Raw genomic sequence first — 17,235 nt, forward strand, 5'->3', positions numbered from 1 at the left:
GGCGATGACCAGCGCCCTCGCCTTCGCCCTGCTGGCTGGCCTGCTTTCGATCCTGTCGCCCTGCGTGCTGCCGATCGCGCCGCTCGTGATGGGCGCGGCCGCCTCCGGGCGCCGCTTTGGACCGCTGGCGCTCGCATGCGGGCTCGCGCTCTCCTTCGTCGCGATCGGGCTGTTCGTCGCGACGATCGGTTTCTCGATCGGTCTCGACGGCGACGTCTTCCGGGCGGTCGCGGCGGCGCTGATGATCGCCTTCGGCGTCGTTCTGCTGCTGCCTGCGGCCCAGGCGCGCTTTGCGCTCGCCGCGGGGCCGGTCGCGGGATGGGCCGGACGGCGGCTCGACCGTGCGCCGCGCTCCGGGCTTCTCGGCCAGTTCGGAGCGGGCGCCCTGCTCGGCGCCGTGTGGGCGCCCTGCGTCGGCCCGACGCTGGGCGCGGCGTCGGTGCTCGCGGCCCGCGGCGAGAATCTCGGAAGCGTCGCGCTGGTCATGACAGCCTTCGGGATCGGCGCCGCCCTGCCGCTGCTCGCGATCGGCGCGCTCTCCCGGCGGACGCTCACGCGCTGGCGGCCCCGGTTGGCGCAGGCGGGACGAAGCGGCAAGGCGCTGTTCGGCGCGCTGCTGATCCTTGTCGGCGCAGGCGTGCTGACGGGAACCGACAAGACGATCGAGACCGCGCTCGTCGAGGCTTCGCCGGACTGGCTCACCGCGCTGACGACACGGTTCTAATCGAAGGCCGAAGCACGCCCCCGGAGCGAGGTCGCCCTTAAGTTGAACAAACGCTCGTCCCAAAGTTTTGCTAAATTTCATCTCGCAACTGCGAGATAGACGCGGCATCCCGCCACTACGACATTGGCGGCATTGCGGAAACCGCGGTCGGTATCCTACGCTTCGTCATCACGTTACATGCAAGACCAACCCGGCTTGGCATGCCATTGCGCTTCCTCGCAGTCTCATTGCGGGAGAAGCCGGGCGGAGGAACTTCCGGCAGATGAAGAAGAACAAGGTCATCACCGCAGCCGAGGCGATCGCCCTGATCGGCGACGGAGACGTCGTCACGACCACCGGCTTCGTGCAGAGCTGCATCCCCGAGGCGCTTCACGCTGCGCTGGAGGAGCGCTTCGTCGAGACCGGCGCGCCGAAGAACCTCACCCTGATCATGACGGCCGGCGCCGGCGACAGCAAAGGCCTCGGCACCGGGCGGCTTCACCACAAGGGCCTGCTCAGCCGCGTCATCGCCGCCAATTTCGGTCGCATGCCGAAGGTCGCGCAGGCCGCGACCAACAACGAGATCGTCGGGTACAACCTGCCGCAGGGCGTGATCTCGCAGCTCTACCGGGCCTGCGCGGCGGGGCAGCCCGGCCTGTTCTCCAAGGTCGGCCTGCACACCTATGTCGACCCGCGCCACGGCGGCGGCCGCGTGAACGCGGTCACCCAGGACGAAATCGTCAAGGTCGTCGAGGTCGATGGCGAGGAGTGGCTGTTCTACAAGGCGACCAAGATCGACGTCGCCTTCATCCGCGGCACCAGCGCCGACCCGTCGGGCAACATTTCGATGGAGAAGGAGGCGCTGACCCTCGACAGCCTCGCCCAGGCGATGGCGGCGCGGAACAATGGCGGCATCGTCATCGCGCAGGTCGAACGCATCGTCGACGACGGCTTCCTGCTGCCGAAGGACGTGCGCATTCCGGGCATCCTCGTCGACTGCGTCGTGGTCGCGGAGCCCGAGCAGCACCGCATGAACTACGGCGTGCAGTTCAACCCGGCCCTCGCCGGCCAGATCCGGGTGCCGGTGACGGGCATCGCGCGCATGAAGCTCGACGCCCGCAAGATCATCGCCCGGCGCGCGGCCTTCGAACTGCCGCTGAACGGCGTGGTGAACCTCGGCGTCGGCGCGCCGGAGGGCATATCCTCGGTCGCGAACGAGGAGAAGGTCACGCCCTACATCACGCTCACGACCGAGGCCGGCGCCGTCGGCGGCGTGCTGGCGAGCGGGTCGAGCTTCGGAGCCGCGACCAACGCCGACTGCATCATCGACCAGAACCAGATGTTCGATTTCTACGACGGCGGCGGCCTCGACATGACCTCGCTCGGCATGGCCGAGTGCGACGAGGTCGGCAACGTCAACACCTCCTGCTTCGGCGGCAAGCTGAACGGCTGCGGCGGCTTCATCAACATCAGCCAGAACGCGCGCAGCGTCGTGTTCGCGGGCACCTTCACCGTCGGCGGCCTCGACGTCGCGATCGAGAACGGCTCGCTGAAGATCCTGCAGGAAGGCAAGTCGCAGAAGTTCCTCAAGCGCGTCGAGCAGAACACCTTCAGCGGCCCTTACGCCTCCGAACGCGGCCAGCCGGTGCTCTACGTGACCGAGCGCTGCGTCTTCCAGCTGACCAAGCAGGGGCTGGAGCTGATCGAGGTGGCGCCGGGCGTCGACATAGAGCGCGACATCCTCGCCCATATGGCGTTCAAGCCGATCGTGAACGAGCCGGCGCTGATGGACGCCCGCATCTTCCGCGACGAGCCGATGGACCTGCTCTCCGACCTGCTCAACCTCAAGCTCTGCGAGCGAGTGAGCTACGACGCCGAGCGCAACATCCTGTTCCTCAACCTCGAAGGCTGGCAGGTGCGGACCAAGAGCGACATCGACGACCTGCGCAAGGTGCTGGTCGAGGCCTGCGAGAAAGCCGGCAAGCGGGTCAACTCGGTCGTCAACCATGACGGGTTCAGGATCAGCGACGCGCTTTACGACGATTACGCCGAGATGATCGAGCACCTGATGGAGGAGCACTACGCCACCACCACGCGCTACACGACCAACGGATTCCTGCGCCTCAAGATGCAGGAGGCGCTGAAGAAGCGGGGCCTCGCGCCGCATGTGTTCGAGCGCAAGGAAGACGCCCACGCCTTCGTCGAGCGCGCCAGCAGCGTGAACGCCGCTTTCGGCGAGGACACCGAGGAGGCGGCGGCGGCCTGAGCCTGAAAGCGGCCGGACCGCCCCGGGAGGCGGCCCTAGACCGCTACCACGCGGTGTAGGGCCGGAGTCCGGACGGATGGCGCCGTCACACCACGGTGAAATCCGCGCGGGTGACGGCGAGGTGGTCGTCGAGGGTCGCGAACTGCACCGCCGCATAGGTCGCGGCGGAGCCGTCGCGGTCGAACAGCAGAGCGCCGCTGACGTTGTTGTAGACGATGCGGTCGGAGGCGTCGTGGGCCGCCGTCCCGACATAGAAGGCGGACGCCGCCAGAGCGCCTACGTCAAGCCCCGCAAACACCGAGTGATCCAGCCGGATCGTGTCGTCGGCGACCGAAAAGTCCGTAAGCGCGTCGATGTTGGCTGCGCCCAGCGCGGTCGAGAACACGAACGTGTCGTGGCCCGCGCCGCCGGCGATGCGATCGGCGTTGCTGCCGCCGTCGAGAACGTTGTCGCCGGAATTGCCCGCTATGATGTTGGCGAGCGAATTGCCGGTCCCGTTGATGTCCGCCGCGCCCGTGAGGCCGAGCCGCTCGATATACTGCCCCGCGAGCGAAAAGGTCACCGAGGAGTAGACCCGGTCGAGCCCCGCTCCGTCGAGCTCGATGACCTTGTCGCCGGAGTTCTGGACGTAATAGTCGTCGTTCCCGAGACCGCCCGCCATCGTGTCGGCGCCCGCGCCGCCGTCGAGGTCGTTGTCCCCGGCGTTGCCGGTCAGGGTGTTGGCGAGGCTGTTGCCCGCGCCGTTGATGTTGGCGGAGCCCGTCAGGACCAGCTTCTCGATGTATTGGCCGGCGAGCGAGAACGTCACCGAGCTGTTGACGGTGTCGGCGCCCTCGCCGTTGGCCTCCACGACCCTGTCGCCGACATTGTCGACATAATAGACGTCGTTGTCTTCGCCGCCCGTCATCGTGTCGGCGCCCGCTCCGCCGTTCAGGCTGTCCGCGCCGGCGAGGCCGATCAACTTGTTGGCCGCAGCGTTGCCGGTGAGGGCGTTGTCGAGCGAATTGCCGGTTCCGTCGATCGCGGCCGAGCCGATCAGGAACATCTGCTCGACAAACTGGCCGGCGAGGGAGAACGACACATAGCTCAGCACGGTGTCGTGGCCGGTGACGTTGGCCTCGATCACCTTGTCGCCCGCGTCCCGGACGTAATAGGTGTCGGCGCCTGCCCCGCCGGCCATGGTGTCGGCGCCGGTTCCGCCGTCGAGCACGTTTTCGCCCGCATTGCCGACAAGGCTGTTGGCGAGAGAGTTGCCGGTCCCATTGATGTCGCCGGCGCCGGTCAGCGTCAGATTCTCGACATACTGACCCGCCAGCGAGAAGCTGACGGACGCCATGACGATATCGACGCCCGCGACGTTCGCCTCGACGACTTTGTCGCCAACCGCGTCCACGTAATAGGTGTCGCCGTCGGCGCCGCCTTCCATCGTGTCGCTCTCGCCGCCGCCGATCAGCGTGTCGGCGCCCGCAAGGCCAATCAGGTGGTTCTGGCCGGCGTTGCCCGTGATCACGTTGTTGAGCGAATTGCCGGTTCCGTCGATCGCGGCGCCGCCGGTCAGGTTAAGGTTTTCGACATACTGACCGGCGAGCGAGAAGCTAACCGAAGCGTTGACGATGTCGAAGCCGCCCCCCTTCAGCTCGACGACGCCGTCGCCCGCGTCGTCCACCGTATAGACGTCGGAGCCCGCCCCTCCCGCCATGGTGTCGGCCCCGGCCTCGCCCGAAAGAGTGTCGGCGCCCGCCCCGCCTTGCAGGTTATTGGCGTACTGGTCGCCCTTCAGCGAGTCGGCGTAGTTCGATCCGATCACCGTTTCGATCGAGTACAGCGTATCGCCCTCGGCCGTTCCACCGGCCCCGGTTCCTGCCGTGAGGTCGATGGCTACCCCGGCGTTGGAGCCCGAATAGTCGACCGTATCCGAGCCGGAAGAGCCGCTCAGGTCGTTGGCGAGGCTGTTGCCGATCAGCGTGTCGTCATAAAGAGAGCCATAGACGTTCTCGATGTCGACGAGCGTTTCGCCTGTCGAGACGACGCCGGTCGCCAGATTGGCCGAGAGACCGACCGTCGACGGGTAGAAGCTGACGGTGTCGACGCCTGCGCCGCCGTCCAGCGTGTCGGCGCCGCCGCCGCCTTTGAGGTAGTCGTCGCCGCCCTCTCCCTCGAGATGGTTGGCTCCGGCGTTGCCGTAGAGCGTATCGGCGTAGAAACCGCCGATGGCGTTCTCGATGCCTGCGAGCTTCTCGCCCGTGGACACGGTGTTCGTGTCGAGATTTATGTAGAGTCCCTGGCTGGCGAAGTAGTAGCTGACCGTGTCGTTATCGGCGCCGCCGTCGAGCGTATCGGCCCCGCCGCCGCCCTTGATGAGGTCGTTGCCGGCGCCGCCGTAGATCGAGTTACCGGCGGCGTTGCCGAACAGCGTGTCGTTGTAGCTGCTGCCGGTCAGGTTCTCGATATCGCCCGACAGCCGGTCGCCCTCGGCGAATCCGCCGGAGCCTGTGCCATAGGTCGAGCCGGAACCGAGGCTGACGGAGACGGCCGCGGTGGACTCGCTGTAGCTCACGCCGTCGACGCCGGCGCCGCCTTCTAGAGTGTCGGCGCCCCCTCCGCCCTTCATCAAATCGTTGTCGCCGCCGCCTTGCAGCAGGTCGTTGTCCGCTCCGCCGTAAAGAATGTCGGCTCCAAGACCGCCCGACAGCGTGTCGCCGCCGCCGCCGCCTTGGAGAAAGTTGCTCCCGTCGTTCCCAGAGATGCGGTCGTTGCCCGTGCCGCCGGTCGCGTTCTCGATCAGCGACGCCGTATTGCCCTGGAACAGCAGGGCGTTGGCGATGTTGCCGCGCGCATAGTGGTAGTTTCCGCTCGAATCGTATCCGAGATTTGCGATCTGGTCCGCGACTCCGGTCGAACTCCACCCGCCGGGCGACAGATCGACGGTCACCCCCGTCGAGAAATTCGAGAAATCGTAGGTGTCGCCGCCGCCGCCGCCGTCCCAGATGGTCATCAGGATGCAGTTGCTCTGCGGAACGCCCTGCGAAACGCCGTTGATGAACGCTTCGCCAGTCGTCGGGCTCCACGTGTAGGTCGTGTTGTTGCTGTTGAAGTTGTAATTCGCGCCGTAAAGATACTGCAGCGCCGCGATGTCGTCCTGCATGTATGTCGTCGGATGATCCAACGCGTTGTCGCCCCCGACCGTGTCGCCGACGAACGAATGGTAGGTCATCACCGAGTATTCGTAGGAATTATGGTCGCCGGGCAACGTCGGGAACGTGTCGCCGTGCGCGGCTTGCGTCACGTGACCGTGTTTCAGACCGAGGTTGTGCCCGGTCTCGTGCATGAGGCCGGCCGCATACTGGAAGCTGCCGAGCAGCGGATTGTCGTAGTTATTGTGCGTGAACCAGCCGTCGCCTTGCGCGTAGCTCGGCGAGAACGGCGCCGCGCCATTGTATCCGACCTCGGGCGGGTTCGCCTCCGCCGTGCTGCTGCCCGGAACATGGTTGCCGGTATGCGTCGCGACCGAACTGCTGTCCGTGTAGTCGATCGAGTCGGCTTCCGCGAAGCGGAGCTGGGCGCCTGTCGTCGTGACCTCGGAGAACGTCAGTCCGCAGAAGCTCGCGACGTTCGCGAGGATGCCTCGGACGGCGTTCGCCTGCTGGGCGCTGAACGCCTCGAAGCCGTTGACCTGGGCGTAACCGGAATACTCCGCCGAACTCGTCGGGAACGAGAAGGTGAGGTTCGTATGGTCATACTTCCAACCCCAGAGGATGCCGTCGATATCGTCATTGCCCGTTTTGCCCACGACGGTGGCGGCCATGATTTTCTTCCCCCCAGTGACGGCGCTTCGGCCGTTGTCCGCTTTCGATACGCACGCCGTTCCGTCGTTCCGAAGACGCGTTCAGTTCACCCGTCGAGGGCGGAGACCGCGGCGTCGCCTGCGCGGCGCCTGATGTGGCTTGAGACGAATTCGTTCACCGGCAGCCGGACGGGGCGCGAGCTTCCGTCCGGGTAGGCGCGCCTGAAGTAGAGGGTGTCCTTGCCCTGAATCATCTTCCGGGCCTCGTCGACCAGAAAGCGATGGACCCGCAGCGAGTTCGCGGCCCAGGCGTTGAACACCACGCAGTCGCCCTCGAGCGACTCCTGGAAAGTCAGGTTCCGGCGCCCCTGCACCCAGTTCTCTGCGTTATCGCGGCTCGTGAGCGCCCAGCCGACGAAGCCCTGGATCTGGCCGTCGGAGTCGATCGCGAACGTGTAATGACCGCGGTTGATCTGGCCGACGAGGACGCGCGACCATTCGCCGAAGCGGAGATTGGCGAAGGCCGGTTTGGTCATGAGGTGGCTGACCGCAAGGCCAAGCGCCGCCGCGGGCTGTTGCGGCCGGTACAGCCTGAACCGCGCCACCTCCGTGCTCGACGCGCCCCCGTCCATCAAAATCCCGACTCCAGCAAGCGTCCAGCGGCGACGGCTTTAGAGAAGCCCAAAGATGGACCAGACCGTGCCGGAAGCTCAACCCTGGATATCGAGATTGCAAGCTGATAATTCGCGCGGCGTCGCTCCACCCGTGATGATCGCGGGCGGTTACGACTAAAATCCCGAAACTGTTCAGTTGAGCACTTTTTTGGAACAAGTCCCGTTGCGCTCCGGCAAAGCGGATCGGAGCGATCCTCGAGGCTTGACCCGGCAGTTCGCCCGCACTGCAGTCAAATGACCACCACGGCCGCGAACCATATCTTGCCATCGCGGTTCAGGACCGCGCCGGCGGAGTCATGGGTGGCGACGGGCGAGAGGCTCGGCGGCCCAACGGGGCGTCAAACCATGTGGCCGGCGCTCCAAACGCAAAAACGGCGCGGGGTGAGCCGCGCCGTTTGAAAGGATTGTCGATGCGCGGCCGCGGCCGCGGAGCGTTACTTCGCGGCGGCGGCCGGAGCCTTCTTGCCCTTGTTCGCCGCGGCCTTCTGGCTGTGGTCGACCTTCTCGACGATGCGGGCCGACTTGCCGCGACGGTCGCGCAGGTAATAGAGCTTCGCGCGGCGGACCTTGCCGCGGCGAACCACCTTCACGCTGTCGATCATCGGCGAATAGAACGGGAAGACGCGCTCGACGCCCTCGCCGTAGGAGATCTTGCGGACGGTGAAGCTCTCGTTGAGGCCGCCGCCCGAACGCGCGATCACCACGCCCTCATAGGCCTGAACGCGGACGCGCTCGCCTTCCTTGACCTTCACGTTGACCGTGACGGTGTCGCCGGGGCCAAACTCAGGAATCTGGCGCTTCTCAGCGACGACCTGCATCTGCTCGCGATCGAGCTGCTCGATAATGTTCATGACAGTAGTCTCCGCGTCTACCGCGTAAGCGGCGCGCACGAGAGGTTTAGGGGTTTCTCGTGATTGGCGGGTCTCCTACCCGCTTTGCCGCGGTTTGTCGACGCCTCCTGTCGAGGATGCGACATATTTCGCCCAGAGATCGGGTCGGCGCCTCCGCGTGTCGGCGAGAGCGTGGCGCTTCCGCCACCGCGCGACCGCCGCGTGATCGCCGCCCGTGAGCTCCGACGGGATCGCGACGCCCTCGAAATCGCGTGGTTTGGCGTAATGCGGATGCTCCAGCAGCGCGCCCTCGAAGCTTTCCTCGTCGCCGGAGGCCGCAGCGCCCATGACGCCCGGCAGCAGCCGCACGCAGGCGTCGAGCAGCAGCTGGGCCGCGGCCTCTCCGCCGGACAGCACAACGTCGCCGACCGAGACCTCCTCCAAGCGCCGGGCGGCGATCACGCGCTCGTCCACGCCTTCGAACCGGCCGCACACCAGGGTGACGCCCGGCCCCGCGGCGAGGACGCGCACCCGCGCCTGGTCGAGCGGCCGGCCGCGGGGGGTCAGAAGGATGCGCGGCGCCGCCCCCTCGACCGCGTCGAGGGCCGCCGCCAGAACGTCGGCGCGCATCACCATTCCGGGGCCGCCGCCTGCCGGCGTGTCGTCGACCGAGGCGTGCCGATCGGTTGCGTGCGCCCGGATGTCGCGGGCCTCGCAGGTCCAGGCGCTTCCCAGCGCCCTGCCCGCCAGCGCATGGCCAAGCGGGCCTGGAAACATCTGGGGGTAGAGGGTCAGGATGGTCGCGCGCCACATGGCTGAAACACCGAAGGTTCTAGGCCTCGCGCCACCCTATCGCGCGTCCCGGGGGGCGGCGTCCACCGCCCATGCCGAAGAAGCGTAAGTCATGCGCGTTTCCGCGCTTGTCGCGACGCGGAGGCGCGGCTTACTCTCCTGATGTGAGCACGGTAGCCATCGACATCAGGCCTGCCCATGCGGACGACGCCGCCTCGATCGCCGCCGTCCACGACGCCGCCTGGCGCAACGCCTATCGCGGCCTGATCCCGGGCCGAGAGCTCGAGCGGATGATCGAGCGCAGGGGCCCGTCATGGTGGGCCGGCGCGCTCCGCCGCGGCAGCCGCGTCAGCCTGCTGATCTTCGCCGGAGAGACCGTCGGCTACGCCAGCTCAGGCCGCAACCGGGCCTCGACGCTCGCCGTCGGCGGCGAAGTCTACGAGCTTTATCTCAAGCCGGAATATCAGGGCCTCGGCCTCGGCCGCCGGCTGTTCTCGGCGGCCCGTGGCGAGCTCGCCGCGCGCGGCCTCTCCGGCGCCGCCGCATGGTCGCTCGCCGGCAACGACCCTGCCTGCGGCTTCTACGCCCGGCTCGGCGGCAAGCTCGCGGCCCGCGGCGTGGAGCATTTTGGCGACGTCACGCTGGAGAAGTTCGCCTACGTCTGGCGGTGACGTCTCCCGGACATGTCTCGCGTCAGCGCGGCGTTCTTCACGACGTCGGCCGCAGGTCGTCCCGCAGCCCTATTTCACGTCTCCCAGGCCTTTGCGCCGGCCATTCCGCGCGCTAGACGTTTCGGCGACCGAAAGCCTCAGGGAGAACGCGCGATGTTCGTCGCCATGAACCGCTTCAAGGTGTTCGCCGCCGAAGCGGAAGCCTTCGAGACCGTGTGGCGCGAGCGCGACCGCCACCTCGAGGAGGTCCCGGGCTTCGTGGAGTTCCACCTGCTCAAGGGTCCGGCCGACGCCGACACGGTGCTCTACGCCAGCCACACGATCTGGCGCTCGCGGGAGGATTTCGAAGGCTGGACGCGCTCTGAAGCGTTCCGCAAGGCGCATGGCGGCGCAGGCTCCAGCAAGCCGATGTTCGCCGGCCATCCCCAGTTCGAGGGCTTCGAGGCCGTGCTGATCGAGAAGAACCAGAAGGCTGCGGCATGAACGACGATTTCGATCGGAACGGCCGCATGAACCAGCCCGTCCTGCAGTCCCGAGACACCATCGGCCGCCGCGTCGCGCGGATGATGCTCGAGGTCGGGGCCATCCACGTGCGCCCCGACGAGCCGTTCATCTTCACGTCCGGCTGGGCGAGCCCGGTCTACACCGACTGCCGCAAGCTCATCTCCTACCCGCGGCTGCGCAAGCAGCTGATGGACGACGCCGCAGCGACCATCCTGCGCGAGGTCGGCTATGAGAGCCTCGACGCCGTGGCGGGCGGCGAGACCGCGGGCATCCCCTTCGCGGCGTGGATCGCCGAGCGGCTGATGCTGCCGATGCTCTATGTCCGCAAGAAGCCCAAGGGCTTCGGCCGCAACGCCCGGATCGAAGGCGCGGTGACTGAGGGCCATCGCACCATCCTGATCGAGGATCTGACGACCGACGGCGGCTCCAAGGTCGCGTTCTGCGAGGCGCTGCGCGAGGCGGGACAGGTCGTGGAGCACGCCTTCGTGCTGTTCCACTACGGCATCTTCCCCGAGACCCACCAGACGATGGAGCGGATCGGCGTCAGGCTGCACGAGCTCGCGACCTTCTGGGACGTGCTGGCGGTCGCGAAGGAGGACGGCAAGATCGATCCGGGCAAGCTCGGCGACGTCGAGGCCTTCCTGAACGCGCCGGCGGCGTGGTCCGCCGCCCATGGCGGCGCGTCGAGCTTCAAGGCGGGCTGACGCCGGGGCCCGCCGGCGGCGTCTTGGGCTCGAACGGGCATAAATCCCTGATCAGGCAGTCCGGGCATTCCGGCCTGCGGGCCTTGCAGACATAGCGGCCGTGCAGGATCAGCCAGTGATGGGCGTGCCGCTTGTAGCGGGCGGGGACCGCCTTCTCGAGCCCGAGCTCGACCTCGAGCGGCGTCTTGCCCGGCGCGAGGCGGGTGCGGTTGCCGACGCGGAACAGATGCGTGTCGACCGCGATCGTCGGCTCGCCGAAGGCGTTGTTCAGCACGACGTTCGCGGTCTTGCGGCCGACTCCCGGCAGCAGCTCCAGCGCCGCGCGGGACGGCGGCACCGCGCCGCCATGCTCGGCGAGCAGTTGTCGCGATAGCGCGATCACGTTCTTCGCCTTGTTGCGATAGAGCCCGATGGTCCTGATCAGCTCTCGCACCCGGTCCTCCCCGAGCGCGACCATCGTTTCGGGCGTCGACGCCTCTGCGAACAGCTTGCGCGTGGCCTTGTTGACGCCCGCATCGGTCGCCTGCGCGGACAGCACGACAGCCACCAGCAGCGTATAGGGGTCCGTGTGCTCGAGCTCGCCCTTCGGCTCCGGCTCGCGCGCCTCGAAACGGCGGAAGATCTCCTCCACGATCGCCGGCGGCAGGCGCTTCGGCCCGACCGGGCGCTTGGGCTTGGTCGCCGGCTTTTTCGCGGGCGAGGACTGACGAAGGACCATGGCCGTCATATACTCAACTGATGAGCCCCGACGCCAGACCGAGCGACGCTGAGACCGTGGTGTTCCAGGCGGAGATCACGCCGCATCGCTCGCTCGGCCGGCGCGGCTTCCTGATCGTCATGCTCGGGTTTGGCGGCCTGTCCGCGTTCGTCAGCGTTCCGTTCTATCTGCTCGGCGCCTGGCCGGTTCTCGGCTTCCTTGGCCTGGACGTGCTGGCGCTCTGGATCGCGTTCCGGCTGAGCTTTGCTCAGGCCCGCGCCTGCGAACAGGTCGCGCTGACCTACGTCGAGTTGCTCGTCCGCAAGATCACCCCCCGCGGCCGTATTGCGGAATGGCGGTTCAACCCGCTCTGGGTGAAGCTCGAGACCGAGACCGACGAGGATTTCGGGATGACGCGGCTCGCCATCGCCCAGCGCCAGGAGCGGCTCGATCTCGCCGGGGCGCTGTCGCCGTGGGAACGCGCCGAATTCGCCAAGGCGTTCGGCGCCGCGCTCGCCGCAGCCCGCGCCGGGCCGATGCGCTCTGGAGCGATCGACTAACGATCAGGAAGAGATTCCGGAACCGATCGGGGATCGGGGCGTTTTTACATCGCGACGGCGCGTAAACGGGACCGGGCCGACGCTCCCGCACAATTTCCCATGCTTTCACGCCGCAAAGGATGACGAAAAATGGAAGCGCCCCTGATCGGCATTCTGATCACCATTCTGGTGATATTCCTCGTGCTCTACCTCGTCGGCTTGCTGCCGATCGACGGGCGGGCGAAACAGATCGTCCGGGTGATCGTGATCATCATCGGCATCATTTCGCTGCTGAAGTATCTCGCGGTGTTTTAAGCCCGCGAAGCTTTCAGCCAGCGTAAGGTTCAGGCGCGCCGCCCCGACGATTCGGGACGGCGCGCTTTTTCCGTCCAGCAGAACCGCTCCCACCTCAGCGCGTCGGCGACGATGAGGTCGAGATCGTCGCGCCTCGGAGTCCAGCTCAGCGTCTCGCGGATGCGGGACGCGTCCGCGATCGAGACGTAAGGGTCGCCCGCCCGCCGCGGGCGTTCGACCGCCGCAAGTTCGCGGCCGGCGGCGCGGCCGACCGCCGCGATCACCTCGCGCACCGAATAGCCGAACCCATAGCCGCAGTTGAGGGTCAGGCCGCCGGATCCACCCGCTCTCAGATGCCTGAGCGCCGCGACATGGGCGTCCGCCAGATCGGAGACGTGGATGTAGTCGCGCACCCCTGTCCCGTCCGGCGTCGGCAGATCGGTCCCGAAGATCTGCAACCCATCATTCAGGCCAAGAGAGGCGCGGGCGGCGAGCGTGATCAGGTTCGACGCGCCTGGCGAACGCTGGCCTGACCGGAGCTGCGGGTCGGCGCCCGCGACGTTGAAATAGCGCAGGGTGACGTAGGACAGGCCATGCGCCGCCGAGACGTCGCGCAGCATTCGCTCCGTCATCAGCTTGGAGGCGCCGTAAGGCGAAGCCGGATCGCACGGCGCGGTCTCCGCAGTCGGGGTCGGCGGTTCAAGGCCGTAGACGGCGGCGGTCGAAGAAAAGATGAAGCGCTTCACGTCGGCCGCCACCAGCGCGCCGAGCAGGGCCCGCGTCTTGCAGGTGTTGGCCGCGTAAGCGCCGAGCGGATCGCGCACGGACTCCGATACTACGATGCGCGCGGCGAAATGGGCGACCGTGTCGATCTGGTGCGTGGCGAGCGTGCGCAACACCAGCGCCTCGTCGGCGACATCGCCGACGACGAGCGGCACTCCCTCCGGCACGGCTTCACGAAACCCGGTCGACAGATCGTCGAGCACCACGGCCGGCTCGCCCGCGTCGCGCAGCGCCAGCGCCATGTGGGACCCGATATAGCCTGCGCCGCCTGTGATCAGCACGGTCATGCGCGTCGCTCCGCAAGCCGGCGATCGGCCGGCGGTGCGGGACATTACCGGAACGGCCTTTATGTTTGGTTGCGCCACGTCCGACTGCGAGACGGCCACCCCACGATCGACCGCTAACGGTTCATTAACGCTGTCGCGCGATTTTACGTCTCGATTCTGGCGTATCGCGAAGGGGGCACGAGCGCTCATGTCTGACGCGAGCGGGCCCCGCGCCCGCGCCGTGAACGATCGCTGGTGGCGAGGCCTCGCGGCACGCTCCACGATCGCGATCGGCGTTTTGCTCGCGGGCATGGCGGTGGTCATCACGCTGACGGCCGCGCTCTATGTTCGCGCCGAAGGCGTCGCCGCAGTCGAACGCAGGCTGGCGCGCGACGCGGACCGCATCTCGCTCGCGCTCGCGCTCGACGGCCGCACGCTCGCCCAGGCGAGCTTTGCGGAATTGACCGCAGGCTCCGTCGACTACGCCTATGTCGCGCTTCCCGATGGAAGACTGGTGGCCGGCGTCGCCCCGGCGACGAGCGTGACGACCTTCTCGCAGGACGCTCTGGCCCGCAGCCGGGCCTTGGGCGTCGCTGCGCTGGTCGAAGCCGACGGCGTCGCGCACGCCGCAAAGGTCGTCACCCTGATCGACGGCAAGACTGCGGTGCTGCATGTCGGCCGCTCGCTGTCATCCGCGACCGCCGCGATGCGCGACATCGTCATCTACGGGCTGCTCGCGACGCTCGCCTTCCTGATCCTCGCATTGCCTTTGGCCGCGCTTCTGATCGACAGGGCCGCCTCGCCCTTGAGGACGCTGACGCGCGCCGTGACCCGGCCCGGCTCCGCCAAGGACGAGATGAGCCGCGTCAGCGACCGTCATGACGAGATTGGCGCGCTCGCCCGCGCCCATCTTTCCATCACCCGCAACCTTGCGGAGAGCGCCGCGGCGCTGCACAGGCTGACCTTCGACGATCCGCTCACTCTCCTTCCCAACCGCAGCAGCCTGATCAGCCGGCTTTCGGCCGCCCTCCAGGTCGGGCAGGACGTGGCCCTGATCAAGCTGGAGGTCGACGGCCTCGCGCGGGTCGCCGCAGGGCTCGGCCAACAGCACGGCGACGAGGCGATCCGCCGCGCGGCGGACTGGTTGCGCAAGGTCGCCGACGAATGGGCGCTTCAGGCGACCTTGCCGCCGCCGCGCGGCGGAGATCCGGCGGTGTTCCTCGCGCGGATTTCCGATTGCGGCTTCGCGATGCTGGCGCCGGGCGCCGGCGCCGCCGACGCCGAAGCGCTCGCGCGACGCGCGCTGGCGGCTTTCGAGACCCCCATGCCGCTCGGCGAGCACCACGTGACGCTGACGATCGCCGTCGGCGTCGCGATCGGCCCGGCCGACGGCGACGAGGCCGGCGCGCTGCTGCGGAGCGCGGCCGCCGCGCTCGAAGCGGCGCGCGCGGCGGGTCCGCAATCGGTGCGCGCCGCCGCGGCCGACCTGAACCGGCTCGCCTATGGCCGACTCCGCCTTGAGCAGGACCTTCGCCGCGCGCTCGAGCACGACCAGCTCGAAGTGTATTTCCAGCCCCAGATCGCGCTGAAGACCAACGTGGTCTCGGGAGCCGAAGCGCTGGTGCGCTGGCGGCATCCGACACGCGGGCTCGTGCCTCCGATCGAATTCGTGGCGGTCGCAGAGGAATGCGGGCTCGTGGAGCCGCTGGGCCGCTTCGTTCTGGCGGAAGCCTGCCGGATGAGCGCCGGGTGGGCCGCGATCGGGATCGAACTGCGGATCGCGGTCAACGTCTCGACGATCCAGTTCCGTCATCCGCGCTTCGCCGAAACCACCCTCCAGATCATCCGGGCCTCCGGCGCCGCGCCCTCAAGCATCGAACTCGAGATCACCGAAAGCGCGGCGATGGGCGATCCGGCGCACGCCGCGCGCGAACTCGCCCCGCTCAAGGCGGCGGGCGTCAGCATCGCGATCGACGACTTCGGCACCGGCTATTCAAACCTGGCGACGCTGACCCAGCTGCCGTTCAACGTGCTCAAGATAGACCGCGCCTTCGTGCGCGACGCGCTCGTCGTCCCGGCGGCGCGGGTGGTGGTCGGCACGATCATCGCGATGGCGGAGAAGCTCGGCTTCGAGACGGTCGCCGAGGGCGTGGAGACCGTCGACCAACTCGAACTCGTCCGTGGCTATGGCTGCACGCACGCGCAGGGCTATCTGTTCGGCCGACCGATGGCCGCGGCGGCGCTCGAAGCCTGGTACGCGAACCGCATGGTGGACGAACTCAAGGCGATCGGCGGCCGCGCCGCGGCGACCAGGCCGCTTCCCGCGCGCGAACAGCTTCAGTCGCGGTGAGCCTCACGCGTCCCAAGCCGCCCGTCATTGAGCCGTCGCGCCGAAGCGGCTAGAACCCGCCGGCCCGAGTTCGGCCTTACGGCCCGTAGAGCGAAGCGATGACCGGAAGCGTCCCCAACCCGCACGACACCGCCCGCATCCTCGTCGAGGCGCTGCCCTACATGCAGCGCTACGACGCGGCGACCGTCGTGGTGAAATATGGCGGCAACGCCATGGGCGACGCGGACGCCGCGCGCTGGTTCGCCCAGGACGTCGCGATCCTCAAGGAGGTCGGCATCAACCCCGTGGTCGTCCACGGCGGCGGCCCGCAGATCGGCGCGATGCTGGAAAGGCTCGGCATCAAGAGCGAGTTCAAGGGCGGCCTTCGCGTCACCGACCAGGCGACGGTCGAGATCGTCGAGATGATCCTCGCGGGCTCGATCAACAAGCAGATCGTGGCCACGATCAACGCCGAGGGCGGCCGCGCGATCGGGCTTTCGGGCAAGGACGGCGGCATGGTCAAGGCGCGCAAGGTGACGCGCAGCATGATCGATCCCGCCACCGGCCGAGAGGAGGTCGTCGACCTCGGCTTCGTCGGCGAACCCGACCTCGTCGACCGAACCGTGCTCGACTGGGTGATCGCCTCCGACCTGATCCCGGTGATCGCTCCGGTCGCGACCGCTGTGGACGGGCCGCAGACGTACAACGTCAACGCCGACACCTTCGCAGGCGCTGTCGCCGGCGCGGTCAACGCCAAGCGCCTGCTGATGCTCACCGACGTGCCGGGCGTGCTGGATAAGACCGGACAACTCATCCACCGGCTCTCGATCGAGGAGGCGCGTCGCCTGATTGCGGACGGCACGGTCTCCGGCGGCATGATCCCGAAGGTCGAGACCTGCATCTATGCGGTGGAGAAGGGCGTCGAGGGCGTCGTCATCCTGGACGGCAAGACCCCGCACGCCGTGCTGATCGAGCTGCTGACCGACGGCGGCGCCGGCACCCTGATCACCCGCTGACGCGCATGGCCGTCGTCCCGTTCAAGCGACCCGACGACCGCGGCAAGCGCCCTCAGGCGCAGGCGGCCGGCCGCCGCTCCTTTCTGGAGTTCGCGACCGCCATGGCGGTGATCGGCCTCGCGCTGTTCCTGCTGCCGTCGCTCTGGAGCGGCGTGCCGCAGAACATGCTGGCGATCGTCCACCTGCTGGTGGCCGTGGTCTATTTCCAGCAGGGCCCGCGGGTCGCGGCAGGCTTCTGGATCGCGCTGACGCTGGCGACGCTCGTGGTCACCGGCGCGCCTTCGCCGGTGACCTACGCGCTCGAGCAGGGCGCACGCGCGGCGGACGCCGCGCTTCGCTGAATAAAAAGGCGGCGAGCCCCTGCGTAAAAGGCTCGCCGCATC

General features: G+C 67.8%; 16 protein-coding genes. 10 read left to right on the forward strand and 6 right to left on the reverse strand.

What is annotated here, in order from left to right:
• The first annotated feature begins 4 nt into the window (after positions 1–4).
• Positions 5–724: a cytochrome c biogenesis CcdA family protein gene (locus tag PKE75_RS01065; RefSeq protein ID WP_271166835.1), complete on the forward strand. Its 720-nt coding sequence runs from the start codon at positions 5–7 to the stop codon at positions 722–724.
• A gap of 262 nt (positions 725–986) precedes the next feature.
• Positions 987–2,969: an acyl CoA:acetate/3-ketoacid CoA transferase gene (locus PKE75_RS01070; protein WP_271166836.1), complete on the forward strand. Its 1,983-nt coding sequence runs from the start codon at positions 987–989 to the stop codon at positions 2,967–2,969.
• 85 nt (positions 2,970–3,054) lie between these two features.
• On the opposite strand, the gene PKE75_RS01075 is transcribed toward PKE75_RS01070, so the two are convergent.
• From PKE75_RS01075 to trmD, 4 genes are all read right to left on the reverse strand, one after another.
• Positions 3,055–6,774 (reverse strand): M10 family metallopeptidase C-terminal domain-containing protein, encoded by a 3,720-nt coding sequence (locus PKE75_RS01075; RefSeq protein ID WP_271166837.1) that lies wholly within the window; start codon positions 6,772–6,774, stop codon positions 3,055–3,057.
• A gap of 86 nt (positions 6,775–6,860) precedes the next feature.
• Complete coding sequence (locus tag PKE75_RS01080) at positions 6,861–7,385, reverse strand: toxin-activating lysine-acyltransferase (RefSeq protein WP_271166838.1); 525 nt, start codon at positions 7,383–7,385, stop codon at positions 6,861–6,863.
• Between the two features lie 476 nt (positions 7,386–7,861).
• Positions 7,862–8,278, reverse strand: coding sequence for a 50S ribosomal protein L19 (rplS, locus tag PKE75_RS01085; RefSeq protein ID WP_271166839.1), 417 nt, complete (start codon positions 8,276–8,278; stop codon positions 7,862–7,864).
• A 75-nt stretch (positions 8,279–8,353) separates the two neighbouring features.
• A complete protein-coding gene (gene trmD, locus PKE75_RS01090) occupies positions 8,354–9,070 on the reverse strand; it encodes a tRNA (guanosine(37)-N1)-methyltransferase TrmD (protein WP_271166840.1) in 717 nt (238 codons plus the stop codon).
• Between the two features lie 143 nt (positions 9,071–9,213).
• On the opposite strand from trmD, the gene PKE75_RS01095 reads away from it, so the two are divergent.
• From PKE75_RS01095 to PKE75_RS01105, 3 genes are all read left to right on the forward strand, one after another.
• Positions 9,214–9,720: a GNAT family N-acetyltransferase gene (locus PKE75_RS01095; protein ID WP_271166841.1), complete on the forward strand. Its 507-nt coding sequence runs from the start codon at positions 9,214–9,216 to the stop codon at positions 9,718–9,720.
• 153 nt (positions 9,721–9,873) lie between these two features.
• Positions 9,874–10,203 carry a heme-degrading protein HmuQ gene (gene hmuQ, locus PKE75_RS01100; protein WP_271166842.1) on the forward strand — a complete coding sequence of 110 codons (330 nt, stop codon included), beginning with the start codon at positions 9,874–9,876 and terminating at the stop codon, positions 10,201–10,203.
• 26 nt (positions 10,204–10,229) lie between these two features.
• Entirely contained in the window at positions 10,230–10,928 is a 699-nt protein-coding gene (locus PKE75_RS01105) for an orotate phosphoribosyltransferase (protein WP_271166907.1), read from the forward strand.
• Here PKE75_RS01105 and nth read toward each other — a convergent pair.
• Positions 10,915–11,655: an endonuclease III gene (gene nth, locus PKE75_RS01110; protein WP_428979082.1), complete on the reverse strand. Its 741-nt coding sequence runs from the start codon at positions 11,653–11,655 to the stop codon at positions 10,915–10,917. The two genes, PKE75_RS01105 and nth, sit on opposite strands and share 14 nt — an antisense overlap.
• A gap of 11 nt (positions 11,656–11,666) precedes the next feature.
• Between nth and PKE75_RS01115 the strand changes: the two genes are divergently transcribed.
• Both PKE75_RS01115 and PKE75_RS01120 read left to right on the forward strand, forming a co-directional pair.
• On the forward strand, positions 11,667–12,185 hold the full coding sequence (locus PKE75_RS01115) for a DUF2244 domain-containing protein (protein ID WP_271166844.1): 519 nt from the start codon (positions 11,667–11,669) through the stop codon (positions 12,183–12,185).
• Positions 12,186–12,314: 129 nt separating this feature from the next.
• Complete coding sequence (locus PKE75_RS01120; protein WP_271166845.1) at positions 12,315–12,479, forward strand: Thivi_2564 family membrane protein; 165 nt, start codon at positions 12,315–12,317, stop codon at positions 12,477–12,479.
• Positions 12,480–12,508: 29 nt separating this feature from the next.
• Here the strand turns inward: PKE75_RS01120 and galE are convergent, their stop codons facing one another.
• Positions 12,509–13,528, reverse strand: coding sequence for a UDP-glucose 4-epimerase GalE (gene galE / locus PKE75_RS01125; protein WP_271166846.1), 1,020 nt, complete (start codon positions 13,526–13,528; stop codon positions 12,509–12,511).
• Between the two features lie 187 nt (positions 13,529–13,715).
• Here galE and PKE75_RS01130 point away from each other — a divergent pair, with 187 nt between their 5' ends.
• From PKE75_RS01130 to PKE75_RS01140, 3 genes are all read left to right on the forward strand, one after another.
• Positions 13,716–15,857 carry a putative bifunctional diguanylate cyclase/phosphodiesterase gene (locus PKE75_RS01130; RefSeq protein ID WP_271166847.1) on the forward strand — a complete coding sequence of 714 codons (2,142 nt, stop codon included), beginning with the start codon at positions 13,716–13,718 and terminating at the stop codon, positions 15,855–15,857.
• A gap of 98 nt (positions 15,858–15,955) precedes the next feature.
• Positions 15,956–16,852 (forward strand): acetylglutamate kinase, encoded by an 897-nt coding sequence (gene argB / locus PKE75_RS01135; RefSeq protein WP_271166848.1) that lies wholly within the window; start codon positions 15,956–15,958, stop codon positions 16,850–16,852.
• A gap of 5 nt (positions 16,853–16,857) precedes the next feature.
• Positions 16,858–17,193, forward strand: a complete 336-nt coding sequence (locus tag PKE75_RS01140; RefSeq protein ID WP_271166849.1) for a hypothetical protein — start codon at positions 16,858–16,860, stop codon at positions 17,191–17,193.
• Positions 17,194–17,235: the final 42 nt, after the last annotated feature.

Origin of the sequence: Hansschlegelia plantiphila (assembly GCF_027922265.1) — a bacterium.
GTDB classification, from domain to species: Bacteria; Pseudomonadota; Alphaproteobacteria; order Rhizobiales; family Methylopilaceae; genus Methylopila; species Methylopila plantiphila.

Bases quoted from the DNA above. Each gene is read 5' to 3' on its own strand.
- nth (WP_428979082.1), bottom strand. From the start codon at position 11,655: ATGACGGCCATGGTCCTTCGTCAGTCCTCGCCCGCGAAAAAGCCGGCG.
- argB (WP_271166848.1), top strand. From the start codon at position 15,956: ATGACCGGAAGCGTCCCCAACCCGCACGACACCGCCCGCATCCTCGTC.
- PKE75_RS01120 (WP_271166845.1), top strand. From the start codon at position 12,315: ATGGAAGCGCCCCTGATCGGCATTCTGATCACCATTCTGGTGATATTC.
- PKE75_RS01105 (WP_271166907.1), top strand. From the start codon at position 10,230: ATGAACCAGCCCGTCCTGCAGTCCCGAGACACCATCGGCCGCCGCGTC.
- PKE75_RS01115 (WP_271166844.1), top strand. From the start codon at position 11,667: ATGAGCCCCGACGCCAGACCGAGCGACGCTGAGACCGTGGTGTTCCAG.
- rplS (WP_271166839.1), bottom strand. From the start codon at position 8,278: ATGAACATTATCGAGCAGCTCGATCGCGAGCAGATGCAGGTCGTCGCT.
- hmuQ (WP_271166842.1), top strand. From the start codon at position 9,874: ATGTTCGTCGCCATGAACCGCTTCAAGGTGTTCGCCGCCGAAGCGGAA.
- PKE75_RS01140 (WP_271166849.1), top strand. From the start codon at position 16,858: ATGGCCGTCGTCCCGTTCAAGCGACCCGACGACCGCGGCAAGCGCCCT.
- PKE75_RS01070 (WP_271166836.1), top strand. From the start codon at position 987: ATGAAGAAGAACAAGGTCATCACCGCAGCCGAGGCGATCGCCCTGATC.
- PKE75_RS01080 (WP_271166838.1), bottom strand. From the start codon at position 7,385: ATGGACGGGGGCGCGTCGAGCACGGAGGTGGCGCGGTTCAGGCTGTAC.
- galE (WP_271166846.1), bottom strand. From the start codon at position 13,528: ATGACCGTGCTGATCACAGGCGGCGCAGGCTATATCGGGTCCCACATG.
- trmD (WP_271166840.1), bottom strand. From the start codon at position 9,070: ATGTGGCGCGCGACCATCCTGACCCTCTACCCCCAGATGTTTCCAGGC.
- PKE75_RS01065 (WP_271166835.1), top strand. From the start codon at position 5: ATGACCAGCGCCCTCGCCTTCGCCCTGCTGGCTGGCCTGCTTTCGATC.
- PKE75_RS01130 (WP_271166847.1), top strand. From the start codon at position 13,716: ATGTCTGACGCGAGCGGGCCCCGCGCCCGCGCCGTGAACGATCGCTGG.
- PKE75_RS01075 (WP_271166837.1), bottom strand. From the start codon at position 6,774: ATGGCCGCCACCGTCGTGGGCAAAACGGGCAATGACGATATCGACGGC.